The 13,751-nt window shown below is 61.3% G+C and carries 9 protein-coding genes; 3 read left to right on the forward strand and 6 right to left on the reverse strand.

The window, feature by feature from the left end; translation table 11 throughout:
- Positions 1-13: 13 nt before the first annotated feature.
- Complete coding sequence (locus tag ACYQ2I_RS03195; RefSeq protein ID WP_460165545.1) at positions 14-1,660, reverse strand: hypothetical protein; 1,647 nt, start codon at positions 1,658-1,660, stop codon at positions 14-16.
- On the reverse strand, positions 1,657-2,427 hold the full coding sequence (locus ACYQ2I_RS03200) for a glycosyltransferase family 2 protein (RefSeq protein ID WP_460165546.1): 771 nt from the start codon (positions 2,425-2,427) through the stop codon (positions 1,657-1,659). Before ACYQ2I_RS03200 ends, ACYQ2I_RS03195 begins: the two co-directional genes overlap by 4 nt.
- A 411-nt stretch (positions 2,428-2,838) precedes the next feature.
- Here ACYQ2I_RS03200 and ACYQ2I_RS03205 point away from each other — a divergent pair, with 411 nt between their 5' ends.
- Together ACYQ2I_RS03205 and ACYQ2I_RS03210 are read left to right on the forward strand one after the other, a co-directional pair.
- Positions 2,839-3,855, forward strand: a complete 1,017-nt coding sequence (locus ACYQ2I_RS03205; protein WP_460165547.1) for a 2-hydroxyacid dehydrogenase — start codon at positions 2,839-2,841, stop codon at positions 3,853-3,855.
- Between the two features lie 372 nt (positions 3,856-4,227).
- A complete protein-coding gene (locus ACYQ2I_RS03210) occupies positions 4,228-4,428 on the forward strand; it encodes a hypothetical protein (RefSeq protein WP_460165548.1) in 201 nt (66 codons plus the stop codon).
- A gap of 106 nt (positions 4,429-4,534) precedes the next feature.
- On the opposite strand, the gene ACYQ2I_RS03215 is transcribed toward ACYQ2I_RS03210, so the two are convergent.
- The 3 genes from ACYQ2I_RS03215 to ACYQ2I_RS03225 all read right to left on the reverse strand — a co-directional run bounded on the left by ACYQ2I_RS03215 (position 4,535) and on the right by ACYQ2I_RS03225 (position 8,414).
- Positions 4,535-5,398: a hydroxypyruvate isomerase family protein gene (locus ACYQ2I_RS03215; protein ID WP_460165549.1), complete on the reverse strand. Its 864-nt coding sequence runs from the start codon at positions 5,396-5,398 to the stop codon at positions 4,535-4,537.
- 95 nt (positions 5,399-5,493) lie between these two features.
- Positions 5,494-6,450, reverse strand: coding sequence for a 3-keto-disaccharide hydrolase (locus ACYQ2I_RS03220; protein ID WP_460165550.1), 957 nt, complete (start codon positions 6,448-6,450; stop codon positions 5,494-5,496).
- A 251-nt stretch (positions 6,451-6,701) separates the two neighbouring features.
- Positions 6,702-8,414: an arylsulfatase gene (locus ACYQ2I_RS03225; protein ID WP_460165551.1), complete on the reverse strand. Its 1,713-nt coding sequence runs from the start codon at positions 8,412-8,414 to the stop codon at positions 6,702-6,704.
- Positions 8,415-8,808: 394 nt separating this feature from the next.
- Between ACYQ2I_RS03225 and ACYQ2I_RS03230 the strand changes: the two genes are divergently transcribed.
- Entirely contained in the window at positions 8,809-10,194 is a 1,386-nt protein-coding gene (locus tag ACYQ2I_RS03230) for a DUF1593 domain-containing protein (RefSeq protein WP_460165552.1), read from the forward strand.
- 9 nt (positions 10,195-10,203) lie between these two features.
- Here ACYQ2I_RS03230 and ACYQ2I_RS03235 read toward each other — a convergent pair whose 3' ends face one another.
- Positions 10,204-13,605: an SUMF1/EgtB/PvdO family nonheme iron enzyme gene (locus ACYQ2I_RS03235; protein WP_460165553.1), complete on the reverse strand. Its 3,402-nt coding sequence runs from the start codon at positions 13,603-13,605 to the stop codon at positions 10,204-10,206.
- Positions 13,606-13,751: the final 146 nt, after the last annotated feature.

Consider the following 13,751-nt stretch of genomic DNA (forward strand, 5'->3'; position numbering starts at 1 on the left):
CTGTCGCCGCGCCTTACGACGTCGAAGGAACGTGTCGCGCGAAAAACGCGCGCAGTTCTCTCGCGGAATGTAGGCAAAACGCGTATTCGCGATTGCCCAACACCGTTTGCGCGTGAATTCGCCGCCGCAGGGCGGTCCGCTCTTGTTCGAGTTTTGCACGCCGCTCGGCGAGGAATGCGGCGAGGCGCCGGTTCAGTTCGCGAATCGCCAAGAACCGCTTGCGATAATTCGCGGGAGTGATTTCGGTCGTGATCCACGATCGTTTTTCGTCGATCAAGCCCGCGACGGCGGCGGCATCCTCCGGCGAGAGAGAGGGGAGGGCGGCGGCCAGATAACGCTCGGGTTGCCACGTCATCCGGCGGAGTTCTTCGTCGAGGCGACGCAGCGAGCGTTCGTCTTCGCGAATGTCGCGCCGACCGGCCGAAAGTCGATACGTCGCCGAAAGGATCATGTAGCCCGGCGCCGGGGCCCCGAAGAAGGCATGCATGATCGCATCGGTCACTTGGTCGTACTTGGCGCCGCCGATACCATGCAGGAACAAGTCGCCCAAGATCAAACGGGCGTACATCGTCGTGATCAGCGCGCGGCTGCGCAGGCGAAGTCCCGAAGCGGCGGCCGACATCCACGCATCGATCGCCGGTTGAAGATCGTGTTCGCTCAAAGGCAGGCAGAAGCGGTCGCCCGTCTCGTCGCCGATCGCCAGGCAGCCGCGATTGCGCCGCACGAACATGCGACGACGCGTCGGATCGTCTCGCGTCCAAAGCCAGAAAGGGGCTTCCAGCCGTCCGTCTTTATCGGCGGCCAAGTCGGGGACCGGCTGCGCGCGGTTCCGCAAATGATGGACGTCTCGGTACACCCCCAACACGTGATTGTGGATTTCGACGAACCGGTCCAGACGGCTCAGCAGGTGTACGGCGAAACGGGCGAACGCCGGGCTTTCGCACACGGTACTTTGGGGCACTTCGAGTGTCCGCAAGCCCCATTCGTGTTCCAGGCGATGACGCGCTTGGGCCACGGCCGACCCCCAGTAGCCGGTCGCTTCCAATCGAGCGAGAACCGTCGGCCAAAACTGCGGCAGCATCGGCTCGTCAAGAACAGCGCCCGCGGCCCGAAGGACACGTTCGACAAAGCTCTCGGCGGTGGCTCGGTCGTGCAAACGCCTTTCTTCGAACGGCTGCTTTTGTGTCCCGATGTCGAAGGGAATGTATTCGATGTGCGGGGCCTCGGGCGTGCCTGCCGGCACGCGCAGCAACGGCGAGCGGAAATCGTCGGAATCGATGATCAGGTTGATCGCGGGGGCGTCACACGACCGGGCGACATAATCGAGGGCGAAGTTCTTGAACCATACTCCGGGATGAAACAGCGACGGTTGATGGCCGGCCAGTACGATCCTTTCAGTCGTGCGCGGCGAATCGCAAACCACCTCGGGCAGGTAGGCGCGGGTATACTTGCAGGCGGCGTCGAGAAGGTGTTCGCGGGCCTCGGCGCGCAGATCGGCCAAGGAAATACCGCCGATCGTGCCGTCGAAGAGGGCGAGTGCCCGGCGGTTGTGTTCCAACAGCGACCACGCCTCGTCGAGCGGCGGTTCGATGTGCACGCCTTCGTGTTCTTGTGGTGCGCGGAGCTTGCGGTAGGTCAGATAATCCAGGTGTGACGTCATCGACATGCCTCGTCCTCACCGCGTTCACCGGAGCAAGCACCCAGGCACAGCGAGTCACCGGCCGCCAATCCCGCCTTGCGAATTGCCCGCTCCAGGACAGTTCGGTAGACCGCCAGTCGTGTTTCGGCGTGATCCAATGCCCCGCCGAAAGACCGCGTTTCGTCGAGGTAGATCAAAGGGACCGGCAATTCGACGATCCGCATGCGATGTTGTACCGCCTGCACCCACAGTTCCAGCGGCATGGCGTAACCGGTTTCTTCGATATCGAACTTGGCCAACACGGGAACACGATAGGCTTTGAAGCCGCAGAAAGCGTCCGTCAGGTTCAGGCCCAAGCGACGGTTCAACTCCTCGGTGATGATGCGGTTGATGCGACGACGATCACCGGGCGGTGGTGTATCGCCGGGAAACCGACGCAGGTAACGGCTGCCCGAGACGATATCGACCTCGTCGGTACAGGCCGCGGCGAACTCGGGGATCCGGCGGGGTTCGTGCTGGCCGTCGCAATCAATGGTCACCAGCACGTCGAATCCATGCACGAGTGCGAATTCGAAAGCCGACAAGAGTCCGGCGCCGTACCCTTGGTTTGTGGGGTGGCGGACCACCTGGATATCGTTTCGCCGCGATAGGATCTCCGAGGTGCCGTCCGTCGAACCGTCATCGACCACCAAGACGTGGGGGCTATATTTCACTACCTCGTCCAACACGGCCTCGACATGTTCGGCCTCGTTGTACACCGGTAACGCGGTCAGGATGGTTCGTTCCATGGGCTTCGTGCTCGGATCATGCGGGATATCGGCCGATCGGAGGGATCTGGGCGACACGGCCGTTGCGCCCAGGAAACGTCGGCCTTCACCCCGGAGACGTTTCCTGATTCCTCACTGAAGACAATTGTCATTGTAGCGGACGGCCTGGATCAGGCGACCTTGCGTCGCTTTTTCGGGGGCGATTGAAAAGCGTCCTGACGGCTCTGATGAGGGGGGCCGTGGACCGTATCGAGTTGACACGACGGCGAAAAAATATCACATCCTATTGACTTAATTGTAAAAATTCAGGTGTGCCGGTGCCGGAATAGGTGCCGATACACGAAGGTGTTCTCGGAAGCGAAGACTCTTGGATCGCGTAGGTTTCTCCCCCGGTGGATGGGGGCGACCCGGCAAGCCATAGAAAGAACAGCGATGAAGACCGCCGTTTTCAGTACCAAGCCGTACGATGAGAAGTTCCTGCTCGAAGCCAATCAGGAGTTCGGGCACGAATTGGTGTTTTTCGAAACGCGACTACACGAGCAAACGGCAGGCTTGGCCGCCGGTTTTCCCACCGTCTGCGTGTTCGTCAACGACACGCTCGATGCCGGCGTGCTTTTGGAACTGGAACGCGGGGGGACGAAGCACATCGCGCTGCGTTGTGCGGGTTACAACAACGTCGATTTGCGGGCGGCGGAACGGCTGGGATTCGTCGTCTCGCGTGTGCCCGCCTATTCGCCCGAGGCGGTTGCCGAACACACGTTGGCCTTGATCCTGGCCTTGGCGCGACACCTGCACAAAGCGTACATCCGCGTGCGAGAAGGGAATTTTGCCCTCAACGGCTTGTTGGGATTCGACTTGCACGGGAAGACCGCCGGAATCATCGGTACCGGCAAGATCGGGGCGCGCGTGGCCAAGATGTTGCACGCCTTCGGTTGTCGCGTGTTGGCGTACGACGTCTACCCGAACCCCGAGTTGGTCGACTTGGGCGTCGAGTACGTCGATACCGAACGGCTCTTCCGCGAGAGTGATATCATCAGCTTGCATTGTCCCTTGCTGCCCGAAACGTACCACATCATCAACGAAGAGGCCTTCGCGCTGATGAAACGCGGCGTGATGCTGATCAATACCAGCCGCGGAGCACTGCTGGACGCGCGGGCTTGTGTGCGGGCCTTGAAGTCGGGCAAGGTCGGTGCGTTGGGCTTGGACGTGTACGAGGAAGAAGCCGACCTGTTTTTCGAAGACTTGTCGAACGAGGTGATTCAGGACGACGTGTTCGCCCGCATGCTCACGTTTCCGAACGTCATCATCACCTCGCACCAGGCGTTTTTCACGACGAATGCGATGCGCGAGATCGCCCGTTGCACGCTGGAGAACATCACGGCCGTCGAAGAGGGCCGTGATCCGCCCGGGTTGGTCAAGGACGGCGCCCGCGTGGGCAGTGCCAAGTGATCCGACTCTTCAGTAGTCTTGCGGCCCGGAATGTCGTGCTTTCCGTCCATCCGGCGGGGGGATTAGCTCGAAGAAATTTGCACGACGTTATTTAAGGAAAATCGTAATCGGCACAAAGTTCGGGCAAAATCGCGGCTTGCTCCGTACAATGATAAGCGCCGGCAGCGACGGCGTTCGTGCTTGCGTCGCCTGCTTCGGCGATGACCGACATGAGTGTTCCCCGAACATGCTACGGCGTGTTCGTGCTTTCGCGGTTCTGGGGCGGCGGGGGGCGTCGTGGCCCTTCGCCTTTCGCGGTGCGTGGAAGTTGCCGCCGCTGGTCGAGCGGCGGAACGGGATGACTCGTCGGTATCGTGCGAAGGAGGTTTCGGTATGGGGGTGACGATCGAGCTGAACGAAGTCGACTTGCAGTTGGTGGGTGAATTGCTCGAGCGCGAGCGCGCTGAATTGCACGGCGAAATTCGGCATGCGCGACTCTCGCGGGTGCGGGAACAGCTTCGAGAACGCAAGGCCCGCGTCGAGGATTTGATCGAACGACTGCGCCGCTTGCACGAGCCGGTGGTCAGCGAATAGGGTCGCGGTCGACCGCCGAATTGTTTGTCCCTCGCGCAATCGACAGCCGGAAAACGTTCGCATCGAGCAGACGTTTTCCGACCGGTCGGTGTGCAGCGGCAGCCGTTCACACGTCGCAAATCGCGTAGGCCTGCTTGAGGCTTTCGGCGAGATCGCGCGTGGGACTGAATTCGTGAGCGACGATGCCCGCGTATCCCGTGCGGGCGATCGTGCGCATGATCTTCGGATAGTCGAGCGTTTGCGAATCGTCGATTTCGTGCCGGCCGGGGACACCCGCCGTATGGTAGTGGCCCCAGCAGTCGGCATGGTTCTCGATATCGGCGACGACGTCTTCGCCCATCATGCCGGCGTGAAAGATGTCGTAGAGAACCTTCACTCGCTCGGATCCGACGCGGTGTACCAGCTCGACACACCACTTGGTCGAATCGGCCATGTAGTCGGGATGCGTCTTGGCCGAATTCAAGAACTCCAGGCAAATGGTGACCCGTTTCCGTTCGGCATAACCGGCGACTTGTTTCAGGGCCTTGACGCAGTTTTCCAGGCCTTCTTCGTCGGACATGCCTCGGCGATTCCCCGAGAACGTGATCACGTTGGGAAAGCCCGCCGCCGAGGTAAGGTCGATCGATTCGCGGATCGCCTTCAGGCACGCGTCGTGGAACTTGGGATCGGCCAGTCCGTCGGTGAGTTTGTGCGACGGGGTCATCGTGCAGATCAGACCGTGCTTTTTCAGTTCCGGCCAGTATTCCGGCGCGCACAGGTCGAAGCCGACGAAGCCGATTTCTTTGGCCAGCTTGCAGCACGCTTCGATGGAGGGCAGTTTGCGCTTCAATGGCCCCAAGGCCGTCGCTTGCCGGTAGCGGGCGATTTTTTCGCGGGCCTCGAGAATCGCCTCGGGGGTCGCTCCCAAAGCGGCCGATCCGCACAGGACGGAGGCCGCTTTCAACCAATCACGACGTGTGAATCGCGGCACGACAAGATCTCCTTGAAAGGCGTTGCGAATACGAAAGGAGGCGGACATTTGCCCGCCTCCGGTGAATTGCGCTTTACGGCACGATCGAACGTTCGTCAACGCCGGAACAGGCGGAACAAACCGCGGCGTCGCGGCACGTAGACGGGGGCCGGTTCGGGCTGCGGTTCGACGGTCTCAGGTTTGGCTTCCGGTTCTTTCGGTTTCGGCGGTTCGACCACCTTTTCGCCGTCCCAGCAATACGGATGCAGTTCACGGACCCAAATATTGCGGTATCGCACGGGATTGCGGTGATCTTGCAAATGCAGGATTACCTTGTCGACGTTGCCTTCGATCTTTGCCGCGTGATGAACGAGGATACCATTGTGGAAGACGGTGACCGAGCCGGGCTCGACCATCTTTCCATCTTTCACCTTGGGAGCGTAAAAGACGATGTCGTAGTACTGCCATTCGCCGGGCTTGCGCGAGGCGTTCACCAACGGCGGATACTTGCCGTAGATGGCTGCTGCCTGACCGTCGGGATACGTGACGTTTTCGTACGAATCGAGCACTTGGACTTCGAGCAACGGCAGCAGTTTCACACCACTGTTGCCGCGACCTTGGCCGTCGCCTTTGACTTCCGACGGAGTGGCCCACTCGAGATGGAGCTGAATGTCGCCGAATCGCTGTTTCGCCTCGATGGCGCCGGTGCCGGGTACGACTTCCATGTAACCGTTCTCGATTTTCCAGCCGATTTTTTTGCCTTCTTTCGGAGGTGAGGGCTGCCAGGCGTCGAGATTCGTCCCGTCGAACAGCACGATTGCGTCGGAAGGCGGCGCGCCGGGAGCTTCCTGCGTACTTTCGGTCGGCGGTGTGATGACGACCGGTTGGGGCATTTCCCGCGAGTGAATCGGCCAACCCAGCGGAGTGCGCGGTTCGGGTTTCGGAGATTCAGCCGCCGGTTTGGCGTCACTGGGGCTTGCCTGTGCAGCTTCGGGAACACAAGGAACGCATGGTCGGCAGACAACTTGCCCGGGAAGGGCTGCCAACACCATCGCAAGGGCCATGGAATACATCAGGGCAGACTCCTCGATGTTGAAAACGGTGGAGGTGGGGGGACGAACTAAGAGCGGCAAGGTGCACAAGTTGCATGGCTTGCCGGGACGAAAGCGCACAAACCCCGCATGAACTTCACTATGCAGCGTATTCTTCGACAATAGCCTCGCCTTCGCCTGTTTGTCCAGATTCAACCGCTGCATTTCCCGCGGCGGACGACAGGCAAAGGCGAGGGCGGGTTTCCGGCACGAAACGGCGATGCGTCTTCGGATTATTCGCCGAGGTATTCGACGACCACGAAGTAGCAGCCGCGGGTCTTGCCGTCGGCTTGCGTGATCCAGGTTTGCAATCGCGTCTCACCGGCGGGCAAAACGGCTTCGAACGAGACGCCGGGAACGTTTTCCGGGATCGGTTTCTCGGCCTCGAAGTCGCCGACCTGCAACCGGGCTTTCGTGCCCAACAGCGGTTCATCGACATAAGGCGGTCGATCCCGCAACGTGATTCGGTACTTGCCGGGACGATCGACTTTCACCGCCCAAAAACCGTTCGCGACGATACGACGCTCCATGTGCACTTGCGCCCAGGGCACGTTGGGGCCGTGCCAATCGTGACTGCAAAGCACGGTCGGGTTCTGCGCCGGTGAGCCGAGGTAGATCGGCACGTACTCGTCGTAGCGGCGAGAGACGTCGGCGTACCATTCTTCGTAGTCTTTGCGGAGTTTCGCCACGATGTCGGGATGTTCCGCGGCGATGTCGTGTTCTTGACCGGGATCGGCGTCGATATCGTATAGTTCCTTGCCGTCGATCAGGCGGTACTTCTCGGTCATCGTCGACGTGCGCACCCACGGCTCGGGGTGGTCCATCCGGTTCACCGAGACGATGATCGTGCGGTCGGGCCACTCGGGGTTCTTTTCTTCGATGAGCGGCCGGAGACTCTTGCCGTCGAATTTTACGCCGGCGGGTTTCGGCAGATCGCACACGTCGATGAACGTCGGCAGCAAATCGAGATGCGCCGTGAGCCGATCGATGTCGCGTCCGCCCTGCCAGTGACCTTTCCAGCGGAGGAAACAGGGGACACGATGACCGCCGTCGTATTGCGATCCTTTCTTGCCCCGCATTCCGGCATTGTAGTTGCCCGCGGCGGTGCCGTTGTCGGTCATGAAGACCAAGATCGTGTCTTCCGCCAGCCCCAATTCGTCGAGCTTGGCGACGAGCTTGGCCATGTTTTCATCGATGTTGACGATCATGCCGAAGAATGAAGCCGTCGGATCCTTCAGGCCCATTTCGAGGAAGGGCTTCTTATATTTTTCATCGACCTGATACGGCGCGTGTGCGGCGTTCGGCGGCAGGTAGACGAAGAAAGGCTCGTCCTGGTGTTGCTCGATGAATCGGATGGCGGCCGAGAAGAAGACATCGGTGCAGTAACCGTCGGAAGGCTCCCACTCGTCGTTGTGCAGCAAGGTGGGCGAAAAGTACGTATTGCCCCAGTAATCGGGACCTTGGGTGATGCCCCCGCCGCCGTTGACCAAGGCTTCTTCAAAGCCGCGGTCGGTCGGGCGATAGGGGAAGTTGTCGCCTAGATGCCACTTGCCGAAGATTGCCGTCCGATAACCTGCGGCGTTGAACACGTCGGCCATCGTGACCTCGTCTTCCCGCAAGAGGGATCGGCCCATGATCGTGTGCCACACGCCCACGCGAGAGGAATATCGACCGGTCATCAAGGCAGAGCGGGTAGGCGAACACGTGGGATCGACGTGGAAGTCGGTCAGGCGGATGCTTTCTTCGTACAACCGATCCAGGGCGGGCGTCTTCAAATACGGATTTCCGTGACAGGACAAATCGCCGTAGCCTTGGTCGTCGGTATTCACCAAGATCACGTTGGGCCGGCGAGCAAACGCCTCGTGGGCGACGAAACCGACCGTCGTCGCCCAGGCGGCGACCAAGGTCGCCCGCAACCACCGACATCGGAAAAGACGATGCAACATGACGTTCGACTCCTAAAGTTGTGCTGACGGGGGGAAACAAAAAACGCGTCGATTCCGCCGACGATTTCGGCGAAATCACGGCGGCCGTCGTGAGAGCCCTCGGCGGCAACCCGCCTCCAAAGGCCGCTTCAGCCGGTCATTGTGATCGGCACCTCTATCGGCGACAAGCGCGGGGGCATGTTCTGCACACAATGTCGGTCAAGTTGCCGCATCGACAAATATGGCACAACTGGTTTGCCGCTGGTCACCGTGGCGGTTTCCTTATTTCGAGCAACAACGCTTTGCGTTTTCTTTTGCGGTCGTCGCGAACTATAGTGCGAAATGGCCCGGCGCGAATGATCGTGCCGGGCGCGACGCGTTTTCTGAACACAGGATCCGCAGGGAGACCGAGAACATGCCGGCGCGACGTCTCATTTGGATTGTGGCGGGATGGGGGCTTGTGGTCGGTTTCGCGGGAGTCGTTCGAGCCGACAAACCCCGACTGATCGTGACCACCGACATCGGCGGCGATCCCGACGATTCACAGTCGATGGTGCGATTGCTGGTGCATGCGAACGAATTCGACATCGAGCTGTTGGTCGCATCGGCTTCGGGGACACCCGGTGAATTGAAGCAGGACATCGTTCGTCCTGATTTGATCCGCGAGCGGGTCGAGGCCTACGGCCGCGTGTATCCGGTGCTCAAGCAACACGATCCGGCGTTTCCCCCGCCCGAAACACTTTTGAATCGCATTGCGGCAGGTAATCCGAAACGAGGTGTTCAGAATTTGGGCGACGGCTGCGATACGGAGGCCTCGCGTCGAATCATCGAAATCGTCGATCGCGACGATCCTCGGCCCGTGAATATCGCCATTTGGGGCGGCTCGACCGACCTGGCTCAAGCATTGTGGCGCGTGCGACACGACCGATCGCCGCAAGAGCTCGCCGCGTTCGTCGCGAAGATTCGCGTTCACGACATCGCCCATCAAGACAGTACCGGCGAATGGATCAACCGCGAGTTTCCGTCGCTGTTCTACATCTTGAGCAAGGCGCCCGAGGGACACGACAAGCGGGAGGCCGTCTTTCGCGGCATGTACTTGGGCGGCGACATGGACTTGACCTCGCTCGCTTGGATCGATCGCCACGTGCGTAAGGATCACGGCCCGTTAGGGGCGCTCTATCCGCCGAAGACGTGGACGGCCCCCAATCCGCACGGGGCGCTGAAAGAGGGCGACACGCCGTCGTGGTTTTACTTCTTGCCGGTCGGGCTGAGCGATCCGGAGCATCCCGATTGGGGCTGTTGGGGCGGGCGGTTTCGACCCGCTGAAACGAACTCGCGGCTGTGGATCGATGCGCAGGACAGCGTTGGAAAGACGACCTCGGCCCGGGCGACGGTGTGGCGCTGGCGTCCCGATTTTCAGAACGAGTTTCAAGCCCGCATGGACTGGTGCGTTCGGGCGCCGGAAGCGTGCAACCATCCGCCGATGGTCGTCTTGGAAGGCGATGACGGTTGCGGTGTGTTGCAGCGTCGCGTGCGTGCCGGAGAACGGGTGCGATTATCGGCCGCCGACACCCGCGATCCCGACGGCGATCGGCTGCAATTTCACTGGTGGATTTACCCCGAGCCGAGCAGCTATCCACGGCCCGAAGCGGTTTCCATCGACCGGCAAGGCGTATTTGCCGAATTGCGCGTGCCCGCCGATGCCGCGGGAACGAGCCTGCACGTCATCCTCGAGGCACGAGACGACGGCGCCCCGCCGTTGGTTCGCTATCGGCGGATGATCTTGAACGTCGTCGAGTGAGCTCGCGCATCACGGCGCTGCGGCCAACGTGTCGCTATCATCTTCGATGACGATTCGGAAGCCGACGTTGAACACGCGTTGCCACGCCGGATAGGACCGGCGAACACTCGCCCGGCTCCATTTCGGCGGATCGAAGTAGGAGCCGCCGCGGACGACCTTTTCGCCCTCGGGGCGTTCGGCGTTGCGGCCGTCGTCGCGATACGGATACGGCGCGTAGGTCGTGCGGGTCCATTCGGCGGCGTTTCCGGCCATGTCGAACAATCCCCAGGGGTTCGGGCGATAGGAACCGACCGGCACGGTCACCTCGGCATGATCGTCGAAACGGGTGTCGGCGGTCAGGCCGCCTTCGCGAATCAGGTGGGCCAGTCCGCCGGTAATTTGCGGCAGGTGCCCGTTCGCAAAGGCGAAATCGCCCAGGTTTTCAAACGCCGAAAAGTCCTCGGTCTTGTCGGCGAACCAGAAGTCGCGGTCGCTGCCGGCGCGCGCAGCGTATTCCCACTGCGCCTCGGTCGGCAGGCGAACATTCCGATTCCAACGCCGCGATAAGGCACGGCAAAAGGCCGTCGCCTGGATCCAAGAAACCCGAACCGCCGGTTGGTCCAGACCGTCGAGCGGCAATCCGGGGTCGTCGGCGCGCGCGTGACGCTTTTGGTAGTAGCCCGGATCGTGATCAGGGAACAACAACCGGAATTGCCGGTTCGTGATTTCATGACTGCTGATCCAGAAGGGGCGATCGATCGAGACGACCGTCGGCGGCGATTCGTCGGGGAACCCGTCCGTGCTGCCCATGATGAACTTTCCGGCGGGAATGCGAACGAACTCGACGGCGACCCCTTCGTCGATCTCCAACGTCATGCGGTGCGGCTCTAGAGCCTGCTGTCGTGCCGTCGCCTGCCGGGGCGAGAGCGGCCACCCGGCGAGCTTCGGCGCTTCGGCTCGGAGGAGCTTCCTTCGAGGGTTCGGCGGTCCCACGTAGCCGGGGGTAGGCGGGATGACCTCGTAGTCTTCGTCGGGGCCGCCCGTTGCTCGCCGCAGCGCGAGCCGTCGTTCGTGCATGCCGTCGGGAATCGGGAAGACTTCGTGCCACGTGCCGTGACACGGGGCATTCAGATCGATCCACGTGACCAGGCGATCCCAGGCTTCGGCGTCGAGGTTCACGCCGCCGTGCCCCTTTTGCAATAGTTGGATCAAGGGGCTGGTATCGGCATGGTATTCACCGGGCGTGAGCATGTGCACGTCGTCTTCGATGCTCACGCGGCGGATGTATGGCAACAGGGCTTCGTAGGCGGGCGTAAAGCGCAACACGCCGCCGGTCGCCTTCGCCATCTCGGGATGCAGCCGCTTGATTCCCAAATCCGAAATCCGTCGCCCCTCGTAGTCGGGCCGAAGCTCTTCCGCCCGCAAATCGGGTGAGGCTCGGTTGCCGTCGTGGCAGTCAACGCAATAGGCGTCGAGCACGGGTTGAACCTCGCGGGCAAAGTCGAAGCCGCGCGGGGGACCTCGCCACGGCGTAATCGGCACCGGGTCGCGCAACGCCGCCCGGGCGATGCGCTGGCGGCCTGTTTGGGCGGGCGTTTCGTGGCAGCCCACGCATGAGATCTTTTCGCCCGGCATGGCCGTGTACCAACTGCGCATCAATTGAACGGCTTTGCCTTCGGCGTCCAACGGTTGAATGGCCAAGGGAGTATTCGCGGGCACGCGGAAACAAGCCGAACCGTCTTCTTCCACCGGAACCGTGCCCAATATACGCATCACCTCCCACGGGCCGCCGAAACCGACCTTGTCGGGACCGGCCAGTCCCGGATAGCCGAAGTCGTAGGCGACGATGCGCAAGTTCTTGATCGTTCCCCGCGGCACGCCCGCCAAACCGGGGCCGTTGTACACGTCGTGAAGGTACACGACGGCGTCTTTCTGCGCGAGATCGACCCGATCGGGAATCACGGGCGGTTTCGGTTGCGGACGAATCGGAATCGGCTCGAACAGGCCCCAATCCTGTTCAATACGGATAGGAACCAGGTTGTCGAACACGTCGGCGAGGTAGATTCCCCACGGCGCGTTTGGAGCTTCCTGGCAGGCGACCAAAAAGAACTTCTCGGAAAGCGGATAGGGGTGGAGGAACTTGGGCCAGTCCTTCTGAACCAGATTGTCGCGAACGTCGGGACGGATGGGCTCCCCGCGCCCGCTGATCCGCTGCACGATGCCTTGCGCCTCGAACCAACCCTTGGTCAAATCGAGAAGGACCAGTTGCCCCATGCGGTGCGGCCCGTGGTAGCCCGACAAAATCGCGATCAAACGATTCGACGAACCGGGCAACGGTCGCGGGAAGTAAAGGGCATTGGGGTACCACGAGTTGCTGCCGTAGACCGCCCGCTGGTTCGTGCCGTCGGGGTTCATCACCATCAGTTGACGCATGAAGATGTGATTGATGCCCGTGTAATCCCAGCGGTGATAAAGTACCTGCCCGTTGGGCAGCACGACCGGGTGGAAGTTGTGATCCTGGTCGTAGCATAACCGGCGGACGCCGTTGCCGTCGGGCTCGGCGCGGTACAGGTTGGTGACCAGCTTCTGGCCATGCCAGCAGGGGACCGATTGCAGGCAGGCGGTCGAGCCGAAGACGATTCGACCGTCGGGCAAATAGCAGGGGTCCATGCAATCGACATCTTCAGGCATCGAAACGGCGACACGAGGTCGGCCGCCGTCGAGCCGCATTTCGTAGATCTTCCAGCTTTGGGCGTCGGACTTTGTGAACAAAATGCGGTCGCCGTCGAAATGCAGATCGACTTCGCCCACGTAACCGCCGTCGTCGGGGCGATAGACCGTCTGCGATTCGCCGCTTCTCGGTCGAAAGCGAATCAGGGCGTTGTCGTATCCGGTTTTCGGCAACGAGCTGTTGCACTCGTGATTCGAGGGGAAGCCGTACTCCAACCCCGGTGCGGCGGAGTAACCGATTTTCTTGTCTTTCGCGTCGGGATCGTATCGGGCACTCCGACGACGGACGGCTAGGATTTCCATGCCGCTCAGCAACGGATTGTCGAGCAACGCCTCACGTTGGAGCTGGGTCAATCGCGAGGCGGTATCCGGCTTTCCGGCCGCGTGATCGTCCTCCAGTCGGTCCAGTGCAGCGAGATATTCCTTTCCCCGGGGATAGGCATCGCCGTAACGGGCCATCAAGTCGGTGACGGCCGCCTTGGTGGTGCGAATGCGATAGGCCGTCAACGCCCGGCCTTGGTACGGTCCTGCGTCGGTGTTGGCCTGTACGTGTGTGGGAGTCGGCGTCGCCGCGAGCGATTTCATTTCTGAAGCGACGGCTATGGACAAACCGACCGCCACGGCGATCAGCATGCATGCGCGGAATACATGCGGCTTTCGACGAACCGCGCCTTCCGGCGTGGGAACGATTCGGCAAACCATGCTCGACACCTCGCGGGGATGGTGTTTCGTGCGCAAGACCGTCTCTTCTTGTGTGAGACGAATGTGAATGCGGCTGTGCTCGATTTTATCACGCTCGGCGGTTGTGTCGCCAGTTTCCGAACAGTGATCCGCGAGCCCCCGCGCGA

It is taken from the genome of Thermostilla marina (assembly GCF_054657455.1).